The organism is Streptomyces sp. ActVer, from assembly GCF_027270795.1.
Classification (GTDB): Bacteria; Actinomycetota; Actinomycetes; order Streptomycetales; family Streptomycetaceae; genus Streptomyces; species Streptomyces umbrinus_A.
On the sequence record NZ_JAPWHT010000032.1, the window covers coordinates 1 to 19041 of the forward strand.

The 19041-nt window shown below is 70.1% G+C and carries 13 protein-coding genes and 1 pseudogene; 6 read left to right on the forward strand and 8 right to left on the reverse strand.

Going from position 1 to position 19041, the window contains the following annotated elements; genetic code table 11:
- From O3Q52_RS08050 to O3Q52_RS08065, 4 genes are all read right to left on the reverse strand, one after another.
- Positions 1-821, reverse strand: an 821-nt coding sequence (locus O3Q52_RS08050; RefSeq protein ID WP_269648116.1) for a hypothetical protein, incomplete at its 3' end; no start/stop codon positions are given.
- 13 nt (positions 822-834) lie between these two features.
- On the reverse strand, positions 835-2307 hold the full coding sequence (locus O3Q52_RS08055) for a hypothetical protein (protein ID WP_269648117.1): 1473 nt from the start codon (positions 2305-2307) through the stop codon (positions 835-837).
- Positions 2308-2430: 123 nt separating this feature from the next.
- A complete protein-coding gene (locus O3Q52_RS08060; RefSeq protein ID WP_269648118.1) occupies positions 2431-5613 on the reverse strand; it encodes an SMC family ATPase in 3183 nt (1060 codons plus the stop codon).
- Positions 5614-5621: 8 nt separating this feature from the next.
- Entirely contained in the window at positions 5622-6941 is a 1320-nt protein-coding gene (locus O3Q52_RS08065; RefSeq protein WP_269648119.1) for an exonuclease SbcCD subunit D, read from the reverse strand.
- Positions 6942-7077: 136 nt separating this feature from the next.
- Between O3Q52_RS08065 and O3Q52_RS08070 the strand changes: the two genes are divergently transcribed.
- Genes O3Q52_RS08070 through O3Q52_RS08085 form a run of 4 tightly spaced genes read left to right on the forward strand, consistent with a single transcriptional unit; the run spans position 7078 to position 11964 of the window.
- Entirely contained in the window at positions 7078-7923 is an 846-nt protein-coding gene (locus tag O3Q52_RS08070) for a hypothetical protein (RefSeq protein ID WP_269648120.1), read from the forward strand.
- A gap of 48 nt (positions 7924-7971) precedes the next feature.
- Positions 7972-9108: a hypothetical protein gene (locus O3Q52_RS08075; RefSeq protein ID WP_269648121.1), complete on the forward strand. Its 1137-nt coding sequence runs from the start codon at positions 7972-7974 to the stop codon at positions 9106-9108.
- Positions 9105-10613 (forward strand): hypothetical protein, encoded by a 1509-nt coding sequence (locus tag O3Q52_RS08080; RefSeq protein WP_269648122.1) that lies wholly within the window; start codon positions 9105-9107, stop codon positions 10611-10613. Before O3Q52_RS08075 ends, O3Q52_RS08080 begins: the two co-directional genes overlap by 4 nt.
- Complete coding sequence (locus tag O3Q52_RS08085; protein ID WP_269648123.1) at positions 10603-11964, forward strand: AAA domain-containing protein; 1362 nt, start codon at positions 10603-10605, stop codon at positions 11962-11964. Before O3Q52_RS08080 ends, O3Q52_RS08085 begins: the two co-directional genes overlap by 11 nt.
- A 515-nt stretch (positions 11965-12479) precedes the next feature.
- Here O3Q52_RS08085 and O3Q52_RS08090 read toward each other — a convergent pair.
- From O3Q52_RS08090 to O3Q52_RS08105, 4 genes and pseudogenes are all read right to left on the reverse strand, one after another.
- Positions 12480-14099 (reverse strand): UvrD-helicase domain-containing protein, encoded by a 1620-nt coding sequence (locus O3Q52_RS08090; protein WP_269648124.1) that lies wholly within the window; start codon positions 14097-14099, stop codon positions 12480-12482.
- Positions 14096-14580: pseudogene (locus tag O3Q52_RS08095) on the reverse strand (hypothetical protein). Before O3Q52_RS08095 ends, O3Q52_RS08090 begins: the two are co-directional and overlap by 4 nt.
- Positions 14577-15359, reverse strand: a complete 783-nt coding sequence (locus tag O3Q52_RS08100; RefSeq protein ID WP_332112882.1) for a DUF6083 domain-containing protein — start codon at positions 15357-15359, stop codon at positions 14577-14579. Before O3Q52_RS08100 ends, O3Q52_RS08095 begins: the two are co-directional and overlap by 4 nt.
- A 247-nt stretch (positions 15360-15606) precedes the next feature.
- Positions 15607-15870, reverse strand: coding sequence for a helix-turn-helix transcriptional regulator (locus O3Q52_RS08105; protein ID WP_269648127.1), 264 nt, complete (start codon positions 15868-15870; stop codon positions 15607-15609).
- 440 nt (positions 15871-16310) lie between these two features.
- Here O3Q52_RS08105 and O3Q52_RS08110 point away from each other — a divergent pair, with 440 nt between their 5' ends.
- Complete coding sequence (locus O3Q52_RS08110) at positions 16311-17114, forward strand: hypothetical protein (RefSeq protein ID WP_269648128.1); 804 nt, start codon at positions 16311-16313, stop codon at positions 17112-17114.
- Between the two features lie 123 nt (positions 17115-17237).
- Positions 17238-18794: a Helicase associated domain protein gene (locus O3Q52_RS08115; protein ID WP_269648143.1), complete on the forward strand. Its 1557-nt coding sequence runs from the start codon at positions 17238-17240 to the stop codon at positions 18792-18794.
- The last annotated feature ends 247 nt before the right edge of the window (positions 18795-19041 follow it).

Sequence of the window (19041 nt, forward strand, 5' to 3'; positions counted from 1 at the left end):
ACCGAACACCCCACGACCACCCAATCGAGACTCCCGTTCGACGGACACCGCTCAAGATCGGAACGACAACAGCTACTGAACGAGGGCTTGCCGTCCAAACCCACCGTGACCCCGAGCGCGGCCAGCTCGCCGAGCATCTGCTGTCCGGCCAACTCCCGCACCTGGATCTGGTACCGGGCCGTGGTGGTATAGGTGCCGCCGTTCTCCCTGCCCGCGCGCCGCAGCATCCCGTGGTCCGCGAGGTACTCGGCGACCCGCTTGATGATCGCGTGCCGGCTCTTGGAGTGGGCTCGGTCGTCCTCAGTGAAGGCCACCGGGTTGCGCCGCTGGTAGTAGCGCCACAGCTGGATGAGGTCCGGGTGGTCGACCGGAACCCCATCGTCCGTGCCGGTGTCGGCGGCCCGGCGTTCCAGCTCCTTGGCAGCCTGCTCGACCATCGCGTCGACGTGGCGGACCGTGACGCGGCCGATGTGGGTTTCGTCGTCGAGGTCTTCGGGCCGGTAGTAGGCGAGGGCGGCTATGGCCAGGTGGGCCAGCGCCGCGATCGGCCGGTCGGCGGGCTTGCTGATGTGGTCGGCGACGCTGACCGCGAACTGTGTTTCGGCGGTCGCTCCGAGCACCAGCCCGGCCCGCGGGTCGACCGCGATGACCGTCAGGTCGAAACCGCGCGCGGCGGCGTGCAGCAGCTGCGCGAACGCCGGATCGGTACGGCAGCGGCCCACAAGCGTGGCGTACTCGGCGTTGCGTCGGGGCGTCAGCCCCGCCTGGAAGCCGAATGCAAGCAGCCGGCTCACTGCGGCCATGTCATTGATGTCGTGCACGCCGCGGCCTCCTTCAGGCGTTCTCGGTCGATGGGGCAGCGGTGGCCGGCCCGCGAAATACCAGCAGGTCGTTTCCGGCGAACACCTCGTCGTCCAACTCGCTGTCGTCTGCCAGTGCGGCCAGCATCGTGCCGTGCTCGGGGTCGTGGCGTGGCGCTCCGAACAGTCCCAGCACGTGCAGGGCGAGCAGGTGATCGAGGTTGTCCCGAGCAGCCTTCGCGCTGTGACGGCGTGCTGCGTGCAAAAGCTCGGATAGGCGGACGCCGTCGGTGTCGGCACGCTCCAGCAGCGAGCCGACGGCCGTGTACTGCTCGTCGCAGAACGCCGAGACGTCTTCGACCTCACCGAACTCGGGGTCGATGATCAGACTGTCGTCGCCGTCGTGCTCGGCCGGCAGCGTCATCAGGCCGGTGATCAGGTCGGGGAGGTAGACGATCGCGGGACGGCGGGGCGGCGTCGCCGCTGTAACGAACCCGTCCAGCAGCGGATTTGCCTGCCGTATCGGCAGCTCCAAGGCCGGCTCCAGCAGCTGGTGCTCGAGGTCGACGTAGGACCGGCTCGGGGGCGGCACGAAAGTCTGGCGTTCCTGCTCGGCCCGGAACCGGTCGCCGACCTCCTGCAGGTTGGCCTGCAGTGCCGCGTGCCTGCGCAGGCATTCCTCGAGGATCGCAATCAACTCGGCGGCCTGGGCCGGAGTGGCGTCCTCGGTACTGTTCTCCATCATCCGGACCAGGTTGTCCTTGATGGTGCTCTCGGCGCTGATGCGGTCCTCGATGTGTTCCAGCGCTTCGGTCTGCAGGCGCTGCACGTCACGGTCCCAGTCCACCGAGCGGATATCCCGGCGCATCCCCTCCAGCCGTGTGCGGATGTACTCGGCGTACTGCACGGTACGGCGCAGCGCCATCTCCGCAGCGCGATAGGCGTCGGTCAGCCGCCCACGTCTCACCAGGGCTTCCAGCTTGGCGTCGGCGGCGACCTGTTCGGAAGCGATGTCGATGTCCACCGCGCCGACCAGCACCGCGATCGCCTCGTTGGAGGCACGAAGCCGTGGCCGTCCATCGTGTCCGGCGACTTCACGCAGCAACTTGAAGGAGAAGCGGTGCGAGGCGTACGTACCGTCTGAGGCGATGCCGTAGACGTGGCTGAAGTCGCGGTCGACTGTCCCGACGTTCAGCAGGCTGTCGAGGACCCAGCGGGCCACGTCGGCGTGTTCGTCGTTGTCGCGGTCCGGTATCTGAAGTCCTGCGACGCGCGCCACCGCGCCCACGACGTCCTCGTGACGCGCACCGTCCTCGAAGTCCATCTTCAGCGTGACGGTGTCGATGGCGGTGAGCGCCAGTTCCTCCATCTGATAGCCGCTCCAGTCTCGGGAGGTAAGCAAGGGCTTGCGGCGTTCCAGGTCGAGGACCGGATCGGCGACCGCGAGTGCCTTCACCCGTGTGGCCAGACCCAGCGTGTCGCGGCCGCGGATCCACGCTTCAGACATGCAGTTTCCTTCCCACCCCGTCCAGCGCAGTCGCAATGATCAGGGTGAAGGGTGCCGTTCGGTATCGCCGGGCTGGAGTGCGAACGTATGTAACTATCGGATTGGCCGGGCCCGTCGAAACCACTACTGGGCCAGTTTCTGCAGGCCGCTGGCCAGATCTGCCTGCACCAGCTCGTCACGTTGGTCCGGTGTCAGCCAGCGCGCGGAGGATCCAGCAGCGTTCCGCCGCACCCACAGCACGTCATCAAAGGCCTCGGCGACGGCGTGCAGATGACTGATCACCATGACGAGGCGGTCGCCGCCGGCCTGGGCGCGCAGCACCTCCAGGGCCGAGTCCAGTGCGGTGGTGTCGAGGGCTGCGAAGCCTTCGTCGAGGAACAGCGAGCCGAGACTCGGCCCGCTGCGGGCGTGCACTTCGGCAAGCGCCAGCGCCAGGGCGAGCGACGCCAGGAACTTCTCCCCGCCGGACAGCCGGTTCGGCTGGTGGACGACTCCGGAGCTGCGGCTGACGATGTCGAAGCTGTCGGCGAAGCCGAATCGCATGTCGGTCATCTGCCCGAGCAGGTCGCTGGCGACGCCGAGCAGCGCACGAGTGCGCAGCGTGGTGAGGTGACCGAGGAACTTGGCGTCGACCAGTTCGCGGCGCAGCACGTCCAGCGCCTCATAGCGGGCCTGGCCGGCGGCTATCGCAAAGTCCAGGTCAGCGGCTGGCTTGATCAGGACCTGTGCCTCACGCTGCTTCCTGTGCTGGTCCTCGACCTCTTTGGCTGCTGTCGCAGCCGCGGCGACGAGAGGGTGCAGCACCTGCGGTGCCGTCAGGTCGGCCGCGGGATCGAAGCCGTCGACATCGGCGAGCGCGGCAGCGTGCTCGCCGAGCCCGGTCAGCGCGGCGGCAGCGCGGGCCGCGCCGGCGGCGGACACTTCGGCGAGCTGGTCGCCCAGCCTCGAGGCGGTCTTCGACAGGTCGGCGGTGTACTGGCGGATCTCGGTGATCCCCGGCTCGGCGGGGGCTTGCGGCACCTGATACGGGTCGGCGGCGCCGAGATGCGTGATCGCCTGAGTGACGGCCTGAGCCCACACGTCCAGGGCGCCGCGCAGCTCGTTCAGCGGCCGTTCCACGGCGGTGCGGGTCTCCTGGTCGAGGGCGCGCTGCTGGTCGAGTACCGCGTTCTTCTGCGACCGTTGCGTTTCCCTCTCATCGAACAGCACCTGGACTTCAGTCAGGCGGGCGGCGACGGCAGCGGCCGCGGCGGCCACGTCATCTGCGCTCACATCGATCGCTTCGCCCGGCAGCATCGCCTGGATGCGGACAGGCAGGGCGCGGACCTCGGCGGCCATCCGGGCCACGGCCAGGGTGTGCCGCTCGGAGGCTGCCGTGACAGCATCGAGGTCGCGCTGATGCGAACTCCTCCGGCCTGCCAGCGCCTTGCATTCTGCTTCGATCACGGCGGTGCGGCCATGCGCTTCGTTCTGCAGCCGCTCGGCGTGCGCGGCGGCTGCCAGTTCGCATGCGGTGACGGCGTCGGCGATCGGCGCTGTGTACCGCTCGGGGGATTGCTCCAGTGCGGCGTCGGCGGCCGGCTCGGCCAGGGCTGCTGCGGCCGCGGTCAGCGTCGCAGAAGCTGATTCGGCGTCGAAGTCTGCCTCGGTTGCGGCGGCCAGGGCCGCGAGGTCCGCGAAGGCGCGCACTGCGTTTGCTGTGGCCTCTTGTGCCTTGTGCTGAGCGCTTTGATGCTCCCTCCCGCGTTCGCACACGGCCTCCTCGGCCGCCGTCACGGCGGCGCGGGCTTCGGCTAGCCGGCCGGCAGCCTTGTCACGTGAGGCCTTCGTCTCGCGCAGCTGCTCTCTCGCGGCGGCCAGCTCGGCCGTACCGGTCTCGGATGCGGGTTCGAAGTCGGCCGGAAGCTTCCGCCGGCACACGAGACAGTCGCCGCCGGGATGGAGTTCGGCGGCGATCGCGGCGGCCTTGTCCCGCAGCTGGAGCGTCTCCAGATGTGTCTCGGCGTTCGTGACGTCTTTCTCGGCTGTGGCTGATTCCGCTCCCAGCGGGCCGACATCCTCGTGGACAACGTCGTGTTTGGCCACTGCGGCGGCCTGATCGCTCGCGGTGTCGGCGACGCGGCGGACGGCCGAGATGGCAGCGGTGATCAGGGTACGGACAGTGGTGGCGCACGTGCGGATCTCTTGGCTCGCCTCCGCGGCGGCACGGGCTGCCTCTGCCAGGGGTTTGGCGTGTTCGGCGCGCTTGGTCAGCTCCGCTTCGGTTGCGACGATAGCGGCGCTTTCGCTGTCGAGTTGTTCGGTGAGCGCGGCGAGCCGGTCGCGTTCGCCACGGTGTTCCTCGGCGCGCTCCGTGAGGGTCTCCAGGACCACGGCGGCTTTGCCGAGGGCGTCCCGGCCTTCTCCGCCTGTGTCGGCTGCCGTGATCGCTGCGGTCAGTTCGCCTTCGCGGGTCGCGGCCTGGGCGGCGCGCCGGTCCAGAGCGTCCCGTCGTGAGGCGATGGCGGCGGCTACGGGCTCGAGTTCGTCAAGGACGGTATTGGCGTCGGTCACCGTGCGCGCGGACAGGGTCCGGGCGGCGGTCGCGGCTGCTTCGGCGATGGCACGCGCTGCGGTGGTTTCCTCCTGCAGCGCTGTGATGCGGTCGATGGCGGTGTTCAGGCGTTCGGCACGGGCTGCGGCTGCGTCGGCGGCCTTGCCGGCTTCCGCCGCGGCCTGCTCGGGGTCCTCCGGCATGACGGCGCGTTTGACCCTCGCATCGCCCAGCAGACCCTTGAGCGTCAGGCAGTGGCGGCCGGCCATCTGCTGGACTGACTCCAGTGATTCGGCGCCGAACAGTTCTCGCAGCCGCTCGCTTCGCTCCCTGGGGACGGCGGTGAGGAGCTGGTCGAACTTGCCCTGAGGGAGCAGCCCGACACGCAGGAACGTGTCGTAGCTCATCTGCAGCACCGCCCTGATGCGGGCGTCGACGGCGCTGGCGTTGTCGATCTCCTCGCCGGTATCCAGGTTTTTGAGGTGGTGCCGGCCTGCGTTCGCGTTGGTGGCGTGCATGGTGCGGTGTACGTGCCAGCGCTGCCCGTCGTGCAGGAAGGTGAGCTCGACGCTCATGGCCTGCGCGCCGTCCGCGATGAGCTGCCGGGGTTCTTTGGCGTCCCAGGAACTCTTGCGGAACAAGGCAAAGACGATGGCGTCCAGCAGGCTGCTCTTGCCGGCGCCCGTATCGCCGAGGGCTGCGACCAGGCTCCTGCCGGTGAACTCGACGGTGACCGGGGTGGGGTAGCTGCGGAATCCGGTGAGGGAAAGCACCAGCGGTCTCATCGCGCCGCCTCCGATCCTGTGCCGTCGGCCAACAGGCCCGAGCGGTCGACGCTGTCAAGGGGCCGGCCTGCGATGGCCGCGGTCAGCAGTGTCTCCTCGCAGCACGGTGCGGGATCTTCGGGATCCGGTTCGGCTTGCAGGTGGGCGAAGGCGGCCATGGCGCGGTCCAGGGCCGGCCCGGTGGTGCCGCGGCCGGGCAGGTAGTCGCGCAGCAGGTCCTTGATGTCGGGCAGTTCCCCGGTGGAGGCCTCCCGGTCCAGCACGCGGCCGGCTACCCCGGGGCGGCGCTCCTCGATGTCAACGATCGTCGCCTCCGGCAGCATCCTGGCGAGCGTCTCCGGCAGGAACGCACTGGAGGCCTCGACGTTCACCACCGCTTTCACCCAGGCGTCTTCGACGCGGCCGGCGCGTTGCGCGATCTCCTCCAGAGTGCCTTCCAGGCGGATCAGGCGACGGCCGGAGGTCAGCGGTACGAGTTCGATGCGAGGGTTGGCACCCGGGCCGACCTCAGCGAGTACGACACTCTTGGTGTCGCCGCTCTCGCCGAAGTCCATCTGCAGCGGGCTGCCTGCGTAGTAGGCGGGGAACCCGGCACGGCCGACGGGCTGCGGCTTGTGGATGTGGCCGAGGGCGCCGTAGGCAACGTCGGGCAGGTCCACGGCTGCGGCCGCGTACTCGGCGCTCAGCGAGATACGCCGCTCCGAGTAAGAAGGGGTGGCCCCTTCGACAAACAGGTGGGCGGCGAAGACCAGGACGTCCCGGGCACCCCGGCCGACGGTCAGGCGGCGGTAGACGTCGGCCTGGACGGTGCGCATCCGCTCGGCGTAGGTCGCGGTGGTCAGGGCGGGGTCGGCGAAGTCGTAGGTGAACCGGTTGGGGTGCAGGTACGGCAGCGCGCCGATGCGCAGCGTCAACTCCCCGCCCTTGGTGGGGTATTCGGCGACGAGCAGCCCGTCGGGGCGGGCGTCGGTAGCAAAACGCACCCGGACCTGGTCTCCTTCGCGGGTGCCCATGTCGTTCAGGACGAACTCCAGGAACGCCAGGACGTAGGGGGTGTCGTGGTTGCCGGCGACGACGACCACGGGCGCGATCACACCGAGGCGGCGCAGCGCCTGCGCGGCGCGCCGTATGTCGTCCAGGCTTGGCCGGGAGCCGTCGAACAGGTCACCGCTGTGCACGATCAGGTCGGGGGCGAAGTCGTCGGCGATCTCGACGATCTCGTCCAGGACGGCGTCGAACTCGCCGTCGCGTCGGTGGTGGCGGCCGATCTGGCGGCCCAGGTGCCAGTCGGAGGTATGGAATACGCGTCCCGTCACGGGATGCCTCCAGGAGGACGGTCTGCAGGCCGGCGCGGGGGTGCGCCGCCGCGGCCGGAGGTTCGGTGGCGCCGACTGTACACGCAACCTCAGGAAGAAGTCTGGAAAACTCTGGAACTCTGGTAGCGTCTGGGGCATGAGTGATCCGCTGGACGCCCTGGAGAAGAGCATCGGCACCCTGCGCCGCGCGATCCGCGACGCCGCCGCCGCCGGTGACACCGAGCGTGCCGGCGAGCTGCGGGCGCAGCTCCGCCGCGCCGAGCGGGCCTGGGACGCCCTCATCGACGCCGACGAACCGGCTGCCGCGCCGCCCCGCCCCGCGCCGGAAGCAGCCCCGGCCGCCCGGGGATCGCAGCTCCCGGCGCGCGAACACGTCCACCGCGCCCTGATGCTCCTCGGGGCCCCGGCAGCCCCCAAACTGATCGTCGGCGTGCACGAGGCGTTCTTCCCGGGAGAGCTGTCCGCGTCCAAGCTCTCAAGCCTGCGCCGGGACGAGGAGCGTTCCTACCGCTCCAGTCCGGGCGCCCGGCCGTACTACCTGTGCCCGGCACTGGCGCACGACCTGCTGACACCGGTGCGGGCACTGATCACCATCAGCACCTGGGCGCTGGAGAAGCGCATCATCGGCCCGCTGTCACCGCGCGTGGACTTCCTCACCAGCGCGATCGGCATCGCCGAAGCGGTGCACACCGCAGCCGAGTCCACACCGGACGGGCCCAGCCCGGAGGCCCTGCGGCTGCTGTGGCGCTTCGCCGTCAACATCCCCGACGCCATGCCGAGGAACGCCTCCGGCCACGAGGGCGCGCTGGATCCCCAGCAGGTGATCGGCGCCGCCCGGGCCGAGCTGGACGTGCATACGGACACCGACCGCGCCACCCGCACGGCGGCCGCGCGGCGAGCCCGTAAGTCCCTCGGGGACGACGGACAGCTGTTCGGCGCGCCCCCTCGGGGCGTCACGCATCTGCGGTCGGCCCGCGCCTGACTCCCGTCTCCCCGCAGCCCCTTCTCCCCCGCAAGGATCTACGAGACCGTGAAAGCATCAGTCGACGACCGCCTCGCCGCACTGCGCGGATCCGCGAAGCGCCTGGACTACAACGCCAGGTCGCTGGCGGCCCTGGAGAACAACCCACGCTGCACGCTGCGGGCCCTGCTGGACGCCTCCGGCTCCGACAAGGCCGCGATCGCCACACACGTCGGCCATCCCCCGTCCTTCGGCCAGTCCTCCTTCGCCATCACCCGCGGCAACGCCTTCGAGGCGATGGTGAAAGACAACGGCTGCGCGGAGCTCCTGCGCGTCCTGCGCGAGACCCTGGAGCTGACACTGCCGGAAGTGGGCTACGAGGACCTGAACGACGTCGGAGGCGACGGCCGCTCCAAGCAGCGCCACGAGCGCACCGAAGAGGTCCTGCTGCGGGCCGCCCGGGGCGAGGGCGACGGCACCTTGTTCGACCACCCGATGCTGCGCCTGCTGATCGGCGGGCACAAGGTGTACCTGGAACCGGACCTGGTCGCCCTCCGCATCGACAGACGCTTCCACGTCGTGGAGATCAAGAGCTTCCCGATCATCGACGACCAGGCAGACTCCACGCAGGTACGGGCGGCGACCACGCAGGCATGCGCGTACATCATCGCGCTGCGCGACCTGCTCGGGCGGGCCGGTATCGGCGAGGAGGCCGTGTCCGACACGATCGTGCTGGTCGCGCCGAAGGACTTCACCAACCGGCCGACCGGGGCGTTCGTCGACGCCCGCAAGCAGGTGGCCGCTCTGACCCGTCAGCTGTCCCGCATCGAGCGCATCGGGGACCTGGTGGACCTGCTGCCCGAGGACCTCACCTTCGATCTCGACCTGGAGGAGAAGCGGCCCAGGCGCCCGGCCGAGGAGCTGACCGACGCGCTCGATCAGGTCCTCGTGACGTACCGCCCGGACTGCCTGAACCACTGCGAGATGGCGTTCTACTGCCGCTCCCGTGCCCGCGCGGAAGCCTCGCTGGATGTCCTCGGGCCGGCAGTGCGCGAGCAGTTCGGCGGCATCGACACCACGACCATGGTCATGGGACTGGCGCGCGGAGAACTGCAGCCGAGTGAGGACCAGGTGGAGATAGCCGCGGCCCTACGGCACTCCGCACGGCTGCGCGCAGAACTGGAAGACCTCGGGGGTGCGGCATGAGCACGCTGTCGGCGCTGGCACACGTGCAGGCGATGGAGACGATGCAGGCGATGCCCCGGACCGAGTTCCGGCACCGGCACCTCTCGGGCCGGCCACTGGTGGTCATCCCGCTGGCCATGGCCGGAGAGGCCGGGGCTCCCCTGGCCGCGATGGTCGGCTCCGCCAAGAGAAACGGGACCCTGCTCGTCGTGGCGCAGCCCCGCAACCGGGACCAGCGGTTCGCGTTCGCGGCCGACCTCGGCCGGATCGTGATGGATTACATCAATTCGTTCCGCCAGGACCGCCGCGGAGAAGGTGAGCGTTCCCGGTACACCGACGTGCCTCAGATCCTGGTACCCAATACCGGCGGTGTCAAAGCCCTGGCCGATCTGGGACGCATGTGCCGCTTCCGCGCGACGTCCGGTCCCTACGCGGTGCCGGACGTCGTACCGGAGTTCGGCATGTGGCTGACGTTCCTGGTCGACAGGGCCGAGCAGGCCGGCACCTCCATGCTGCTGCCCGTCACTGCAATGCTCACCGAGCACTGGGCGACCGGCCAGAGCACACTCGAGGACCAGAACCTCGCCTCCCTGATGGCCTGGATCGCTCCCCCGTCGGGCTTGAGCGTCGAGCAGGCCATGGCCGATGCGGAGAACCCGGACGTGTGCCCGCCCGCGGGCCCGTCGACCTCCCCCGAGTTCGACAACCGCGACCTGGCCCCGGCGATCAGAAAGTTCGACACGGCCCGCACGCTCGACGACCCGCACGCGCTAGCCGCCGCCGAGACCGAACTGCGGGAACTGATCGCGGGACAGATCCAGCCCACCTGGCGCATGGTGTGGCAGGCCATATCACTGCTGCGCTCCGTGCCCGAGGCACCGCGGACCGCCAAGCGCTTCGAGGGCGACTGCAAGGCCTTCACGAAGTACTCCGACTACCGGGACTCCGACGGCCTTCCGCAGCGCAAACGGGACAACGCGATCGGTGCGGCCCGGCGGCTGGGCTGGCTGGAGCACGCGCTGGCCGAATTCGAGTCCGACATGGCGTTCGACGATCGATTCGTGCTGGCCGATCGGCGCAGCGCCGGGGAGGCGTTCGCCGGGACGGTCGTGGAGGCCGACCCCGGCCGGGTTGTCACCACGGACAAAAACAGGCGTGTGCCGCGGCCTCGCGTCACCGTCCGCACCGAGGATCCCGTGCGGCTGGTCGCCGACACCAAGCTGATCAGCCCGTGCATGCCGACCGGACACAAAGCCATGATCGTCTCTGTCCTTACCGACGGCGACGCCACATGTATCACGGTGGAGGTCACCGGCGGCATGGGACGCGGCCGCGCCCCGAAGCAGGGCACCGTCCCGGAGCTGGGCCAACGCGTCGCCTACCTGCCCGACCCAGGGTGGCGCCCGGCACCGCAGTTCCCGGCCTCCGATGCCACCCCGTGGACACACAGTGCCGCCGACGAGAGCGGCATCGACTCCGCCATACCCGAGGACGCCGCCGCAGAGGAGTGGGGCAATGAGGACTGACACCAGCACGACGCCCGAACCAGCCGCACCCGACCCTGCAACGGCCGCTGCCGCTGCCACCGAGGCGATCCTCACAGACATGGCCGACGGGCGTCACAGGGCCGTGGTCGTCGACTCCCCGCCGGGCGCCGGCAAAAGCACCCTGGTGGTCCGCGCCGCCCAGGAACTCACCGAAGGCGGCGAGCGCCCGATCATCGTCGCCCAGACCAACAACCAGGTCGACGACCTGGTCGTGCGTCTGGCCAGGGAGCACCCCGGCATCGCCGTCGGACGGCTGAGCGCCACCGGCTACAACCCGCCGCCGGTCCTGGGCACCCTGACGAACACCACCGTCGGCCGCACCCTGGCCGACCTGGCCGGCTGCCGGATCATCGTCGCCACCGCCGCCAAGTGGGCCACCGTCCGCGACGCCACGTTCGGCTGGGCAATCCTGGACGAGGCCTACCAGATGCGGTCGGACATGCTGCTGCAGATCGTCGAACGCTTCGACCGGGGCCTGTTCGTCGGCGACCCCGGACAGTTGGACCCGTTCACGATCGTCGGCGCCGAACGCTGGATCGGGCTGCCGCACGACCCCACGCAGAACGGCGTCAGCGTAATGCTTCAGCACAACCAGAACATCCCCGTACACCGGCTGCCGGTGTCCTGGCGCCTGCCGCTCTCGGCCGCACCCACCATCGCCCAGGCGTTCTACCCGTTCACCCCCTTCACCGCCGGAACCGGCGACGACACGCGTGCCCTGGAGTTCCGCACCGCTGGACTCGCCCGCCCCGACCTGGACGAAACCCTCGCGCAGGCCTTCACCACCGGCTGGGCACTGCACGAACTGCCCCGCCGCCACGTCGCGCGAACCGACACCGAGACCCTCCAGACCGCCGCCGACCTCGCCGGCCGGCTGCTGGGCCGCGGAGCAGTCGCCACCTGCGAACGCCACCAGGGCGGCCGACCCTTGGACGCCGGCGATATCGCCATCGGCGTCGCCCACCGCGACCAGGCCGACCTGGTCCGGGCCGCGCTCGCCCGGACAGGCAACCCCAACGCGCCAAGCGTGGCGGTTGACACCGCGAACCGGCTGCAGGGCCGCGAGTTCGAAGTCGTCATCGTCGTACACCCGCTGTCCGGCCGCCGGGACGCCACAGCCTTCCACCTGGAAGCCGGACGACTGTGTGTCCTCGCCTCCCGCCACCGGCAGGCATGCATCGTCGTCACCCGCGAGGGAATCGCAGACCTCCTGGACAGCCATCCCTCGACCGACCCCGTGCATTTGTCCGTGCCCGCCAAATTCCCCGACGGCTGGGAAGCCAACCAGGTCATGCTGGCCAAGCTCGCACTGCATCGCGTCGCCGCGTGACTTCGGCACAGGCACCCTGCCCGCAGATGGCCGGAACGACACAACCATCGCCCTCACAGTTGGAGTAGTTCTTCCGGAGCCGGGGCGCGCTGACCTTCGAGCAGCTGCACGCGAAGTGGTCGGCCGGTTCTCGTGCCGGGGCCCCTTATTGCAGGCACCGGCATCATGCTGGTGAGCACACACGATCGTGGAGTCCACCGACACGGCCCAGGCCAGGTCCTCATCTGCGTCGGCCTGGGCCATCAGCACGGTGAAGACCCGCTTCCAGGTGCCGTCGACGGCCCACATCCGCAGCCGGTTGTAGAAGCCCTGCCAGTTGCCGTACTTCTCCGGCAGTGCACCCACTGCGTTCCGGTCTGGAACTTGAACGCGATCGCGTCGATCACCGCCCGATGATCAGGCCACCGGCCACGACGCTTCGGTGTCCGGTCCGGGAGCAACGGCTCGATTCGCGTCACCCCACATCAGTCAACGGCCCGTCCGGACCATCGATCGACTGATCCAAACGAAACTGCCTAGCGGTCCCGGTGCCGGGCGGCAGGCAGAGCATGGTCGACGGCATGCGCCCCGAGCGCCGGCTGGAGAGCGCCCCGTGAATCCGTGGTGCCCCCAGGTCTCGTGGCGGGGGCATGTGTGCAGTCATCACGGGGCGGCTGCGGGGCGGTCCGCGGCATCGGCGGGTTGCCGTCGGGATGCTCGTGGATCCAGGACAGGCCGCCGAGATCGAGCCGCTGGCGGGTGCGGGTGACGGCCACATAGGCAAGACGTGCTTCGCCGTCGTCGATCGGCCCGGGTACGGGGCGACCGGTGTCGTCGTGCTCCTCGGTGTCCTTCGGCGGGGTGAAGTCGTCAGCGATCTTCACGCGGGGCCATTCACGGCCCTTGGCCTTGTGGGCGGTGGAGACGGTCACCTCCGCCTGCGGCTCGGGGACCATGCGGGCGAGGGCGGCCAAGATGGCGTCGGTGCCGTGGGTGTCGACGAGGTCGACCAGCGGCAGCAGATCGCGCCCAGCCGGATCGTGGGCGGCGTAGTCCTGCAACTCGCCCCAGGAGGGGAACAGCACCAGTTCGGGGTGGTGGGTGCGGCGGCCCTCCTGGAGGTCGCGGGCGGCCAGTGCCAGAGTGCGCAGGCTGTCCCCTCCGCCGGCCAGTCCCACGCGGTGTCCGGCGGCCAGCAGGTCCATGACGTGGGCCATGGCGCCGACGTTGGTGCGGCACAGCACGGCGTCGGGCCGGGTGAGCGGGCCCAGTTCGGTGGGCACCGCCTGGGTGCCGGTCAGCCGGATCGGGGCCTCGGCGATGGCCAGCCAGCGGTTGGCCTCCGCGGCCAGGTGGGGGCCGAACCGGAAGGACTGAGAGAGGGCAAGGTGGGTGCCGTCGAAGCCCGTCATGACGTCTTTGGCGCCGCGCCACTGGTAGATGGCCTGGGCGGAGTCGCCGACCATCACCAGCTGGGCATGGCCGCGCTGGGCCAGGAAGATCTGTTCGACGACGCGGTTGGTGTCCTGGGCCTCGTCCAGCAGCAGGAAATCCGCGTCGATCTTCGGCTGGGTGAGGGCCCAGATCTTCAGGTAGTGGTCGTGGTCAAAGCGGACGTTGCCGTCGTCGGGGTGTTGCAGGTCGGCCCAGGCCTTCTCGGCGAACGGCACGATGTGGCTGGCGAGTTGGGCGTGGAGGTCCTTGTCGTCCAGTCCGCGCAGGCGAGGTACGTGGTGGCGGGTGATCGTCTCGTCGGCCGTGTGGCAGAAGTGGGCCACGGTGCGCAGGACGGCGTTGGACAGGGTGCGTTGGGAGATCTCGCGTTCGCCGATACGGACGGCTTTGGTGATGCCGAGGGCCTGTCCGGTCTGCCAGGCCGGACGGCGAGGGGCGTTCAGGCGCGGGGCATAGCGGTGGCCGACGGCGGCGTAGGCCAGGGAGTGGGCGGTTTTGCACTGCACCGTTGACGGGAAGCGGGTGCTGGCGTCCTGGGCGATGGCCCGGTTGTAGGCGAGGTAGCGGCCGCGGCGTTTCGTGGTGCGGGCGAGGAGGGTCAGGGTGGTGGTCTTGCCGGTGCCCGCGCCAGCCTGCAGGGCGAGGTGGTTTCCGGCGTGGAAGGCGTCGGCTGCTGCCGCCTGTTCGTCGGTCGGTTTCATGGCGTGGGCCTTTCGGGGAGCCGGGTGAGCGCGTGCCCGACGGCGGACAGCAGGTAGGCGGGGGTGGTGTGGGCCAGCAGCTGGCCTACCGCCCGGTCGAGGCGGTCGGTTTCCTGGTCGGCGTGCTCGGCCAGGGCCCTGTGCAGGGCCAGTTCCACGAAGCGCTCCGGGGTCTGCTGCGCACGGCGGGCGGCGGCCTTGAGGACGGCGTGCGTGGTCGGCGGGAAGGCGACATTGAGCAGCACCCTGTGGTCTGCGTCCGGGTAGTGCGTGGTGATCACGTCGATCGGCAGCCGTGCGCCGAGCCGGTGGCGTAGACGGCGGGCTGCCCGGTGGGGGGTCTTGGCAGGTACGAGGGCCATCAGACGGGTGGCGTCGTGGTTGGCAGCGAGCGGCAGCACGCGGGCGGCACGGAGCAGGACTGCCGGGGACAGGGGGCGGGTGAGCATGATTTCCAGGGGGCGTGATGCGGCATCGTCATCCCCTGCCGTGCTGGCGGGCTGGGGGGTGGGGCAGGCGAGTGTGGATGTGCGCCGCATGCAGGAGGGGGGCGAAGGGCTGCGATCCGGCCAGGGCGAGGTCAGCGACGCTGGGGGCGGCGGCGTGTGCGGAGCAGTGTTGGGTGCGCCAGCGCAGTTGCTCGCCGTAGGGGAGGTGGCCCAGGTCGTAGACGGCCATCGGGGTTTCGGGCAAGGCGAGTTGGCCTCGCTTGGGGCCGGTGGGCAGCAGTCTCCAGGTCCCGGCCGGGCCGGTGGGGGCAAGGACCGGATTCGTGCAGCGGTGGTGGCGGGTCTGGGCCACGCAGCGCAGTCCCCTGACGGGACGCTCGGCAACGCGGCGGCACAGCAGCATCTGCACGACGGGGCGGTCAGGGACGTCGGTGTCGGCGCCGGGTGCGCTGCCGCCGACGGGCAGGGCAGGGGTGAAGGCGCCGGTGTCGGTCAGACGGCGGGTACGGACGGCGAGTTGGCGGCGGACCGCCTCGAGGCAGGGGCTCATCCGGCAGGTGGGGGTGCGGCGCGGGCAGAGCACGGCGTGCGGGATGCGGCACCATGCACTGCCGTCGCCGTGCGGGTGGGCGATGCCGCCGCTCAGGTGCCAGCGGCAGGATTCGGGGACGTGGGCGGCGGTCAGTTCGGCGGGGTGCAGGGCGATGGGCCGCTGGTCGGTGCGCGGGTAGAGGTCGATGCGGTTGCCGCAGCGGCGACAGCGGCTGTGCTGGCCGGCGCGCAGCAGGCGGCTGGGGCTGGTGGCGGTCACCCGCAGAGGGCGGGGGCGGTGGGTGACACGGGGGCTGCCGTCCCAGTGTCGGCCGGCAGCGGCTGGAGTGGGGCACATGGCAGGGACCGTGCCAGGCAACTTGCAGGCGCGAGCAACGTGTCGGAGGGATTTCCCACGGCCAGCTCAACGAGCTCGCACGCATGAGCGTTATTGCGGATGGTTGTTCTATGCCTGTTGCCCGATCGGGTGATTCATGACGTGATGCACGCCGGGAGGGTGCGAGGGCTCAGGAACGGACCGTGCCAGGCGGAGTGTGGTCCTCGCACAGGGCGCCCAGAAAGTGCTCGATGGGCACGTCGAAGGTGTGGGCGAGGGCGTGCCAGGTGGTAACACTGCCGGTGGTGCGGCCGTGTTCGAGGTCGATGAGGGTGCGCCGGGCCAGACCGCTGCGGTCGGCGAGTTCGTCGAAGGTCCAGCCGCGCTCGGCCCGCAGGCGCGCGAGCACAACGCGCAGCGCAGTGAGGTCGGGGTCCGGCGGCAAGATCGTCACCCCACCATCCGACGGTGCAGACCCCTGCCCCGTCAGTGCGGGTTTCTGCACTTCCGCCGGGACGGAGCGGGTTAAGCGAGCTTCACAGTGCGGGAAACTGCACTACGGTTCGTCCGTCTCGGGGGCCTGTCACAGTGAGCCCCCGCCACGGCGCGAACGGACAGGAGGACGACCAGCCCATGAGGCTCGGTGGCGCGCATGCCGCAGTGCGGCGCATCTGGACAGTGGAGCTGCGTCAGCGGGCGGGCGGCCCCACGCTCGTGTGCCCCTCCTGCACTGCCCACACCTCTCCCCTTACGGCCTCCTCCGCGCGGTCCGCCGCCCTGGCACATCTGGCCTGCCATGCCCGCGCCGACGCACTGCCGGCGTATCTACGCAGCTGCCAGTGCCGGGTGCAGGGCTGTTTGTGGCATCCGCGTCGCCGGGGGTGCGGCGGGCCGGTGCTACTGGCCCTCACCCGCGACCGCAGCGGCCGCACCTGGCGACTGGCCGACACCTGCGCGGCCTGCGCGGCGGCGACCAGCCATACCGCCGTGGTGCCGGACACGCTGGTCAACTCTCCCCGGCCGCTTCCCTCTGCCTGCGCGCCGCAGCAGCCGCTGGTCGGGCTCTGGGCGGAGTCCGACCAGCGGCTGCGGGTGCGGGAGATGCTCACCTACCTCGGCGCCGCGCTGCCCCGGTTCACCTCCCCCGCCGCCCGGCTGCTGGGCCTGCAGTGCGCCCTGCGCACCAACAGCCGCGGGCATGTCCGGCTGCCGACGGGTCTGCTGCGCGGCATGCGCCTGGGCGGGCACCGGGAGCTGTGGCAGGAGCTGGCCCACGCCGGCTGGCTGGAGCCGCCGGCCGTCAGGCCGGTGCCTGTGCAGGTGCGGCTGCTCGATGCCGCGGTCCTGGACCAGGGGCCCGGTCGCCGTGCCCGCTGCCGCGCCGCCCACTGGGCGCTGCGCCCCGACCCGTTGGCCTTGCCGGCCGCGCCGCCCGCCCTGCGGCTGACCGCTCTGGTGCTGGCCGCACACACGTCCGTCGATGCCGAACACAGCGCCGATATGGACGTCCTCGCCCGCCTGTGCGGGCACAACCCGCAGCAGACCGGAGAGCTTCTCGACCGACTGGTGACCACCCGCACGCTGGAAGCCTGGCACCACAACCGGGAGACCGACGAGGTGCTTTGGCACCTGCCCCAGCCTCGTGGACGAGCCCGCCCTGCGGTACGGCCCCGCCGCCACCAGGCACCGCGGTGTTGAGACCGGCTCCGGGCAGAGGACAGGAAGATCGCGCCGCCCCTCGTCAGGGGCAGCACCTATGGTGGCCGTGGTGCGGCCCGCAAAGGGACCGCTCGTGCGGAGGGGCAAAGGGCGTTGGCCAGCGTGCAGATCACGGACAAGAACCGGTTGTCGACGGTGAAGCCGGACTTGGCCGCAACGCTGGACGCCGAGAAGTCGGGAATCACGGCGGATGAACTCACGGTAGGAGCCAGCCGGAAGGTCTGGTGGCGCTGCCCGGACTTCCCTGACGATCACGACGGGTGGGAAGCCGTCGTGGGCAACCGCACGGGAGGCTTCCGCAAGCGCTATGGCACTGGCTGCCCGGACTGCCGCCTGGTCAAAACGTCCGCGCAGGAGCTGCGCCTGAAGGCGGAACTCAGCACTGTCCTTCCCATCGACCCCAACCGTGGCGCCATACGTACCACCCGCGTCGAGCATGTCGACATGGTCGTCGAGGCCGACAGCCTGCGTCTCGTCCTGGAGTTCGACGGCTCCTATTTCCACGGGACCGCCGACTCACGGCGCAAGGACAGCATGAAGTCCCAGCGGCTGCGCTCCGCTGGCTGGACCGTGGTGCGTATCCGTGAGGACCCCCTCAGCCTCCTCGACAGCTATGACGTCGTGGTCGGCTTCGTCGCCGAGCCCGAGGAGGCCGCAGCCGACGTCCTGGACCGCCTGGCGCAGCTCGGCCTGGTCGATGCCGCTGCAGCCGAGCGCTACCGGGCCCTTGGCGCTCCGCAAGGTGCCGCGACGGCGCGTGAATGGATCCGCGAACGGATCGGCGAGCAGGCGCTGAAGATCGAGTACACGGCGCACAACGATGCCTGGGACTCCATGTTCGAGGCCCTGGTGGCCTATGCCGCCGATGCCGGCCACTGCTACCCCACCGATGATGTGGCTGTCGACGGCCGGAGTCTGGGCAGATGGAGCCGCAAGCAGAGGAGCTTGCAGCGCCAGCGACGCCTGCGGCCGGATCGGGCCGAGCGGCTGACCACCATCCCCACCTGGTCCAGCGGCACCGCGCACGAAGCCGGCTTCTGGTCCCGATACCGTGCCTACCTTCAGCGTGCCGAGGCCACGGATCCGGACGAGCGGGAGAACGCGATGCCGGGCCGCGAGGCCACCGTGTGGGCGAACAACCTCCGCAGCCGACGCGAAGACCTGGTCGCGCACGGCCGCGACCTGCCGGACGACCAGCTCAAGGCCGTGCAGGAGATACCCGGCTGGTCCTGGACTCCCTTCGGCGACAGCCACACGGCGAAGGTTCAGGTGATGCAGCAATTCGTCACCACCACCGGCCGACCCGTCGCATCCATCAAGCAACGCGACGAGTGGAACGGCCACCCCATCGGAGTCTGGCTGAATTCCTGGCGCACCAACCGTGGCAGGCTCCTGGAGTCGCAGAAGGCGGACCTGGAGACCCTGGCGGGATGGACATGGGACCAGCGAGGCGATCAGTGGGAGGCGATGTTCCAGCAGCTCACGGACTTCGCCACAGAACACGGCCACCTACGGCCGAGCCTGACCCTCGGCAACGAGCAGGAGAAGACGCTCGCCCGGTGGAAACGCAACCAGAAAAACCGCCTCCAGGGGCGCGACGACGCCAGGGCCAACGCACTCCGCGCGCTGCTCGCCCGGTACGGGGAGGAACTCGCCTGAACCGGCCAGCAGGGCGTACCGGCCGGCTATCACGCCCAGTTGCTCGAACACTCAGGCGCACATGTGTGCCAAAGCACGATAGTTGTCACCGCCGACGGCCGCTGACCTGCGGCTCCAGGATGACGAGGCGCGATAGTTGCCACCGAATCCGCATATTGCTTGTCACCGACTACGGATCAGGCCACGTGCCTCACCCCGGAAGGGTCGGGTGATCAATTTTGTCAGCAGCGGCGGGGACTCGAGAGGA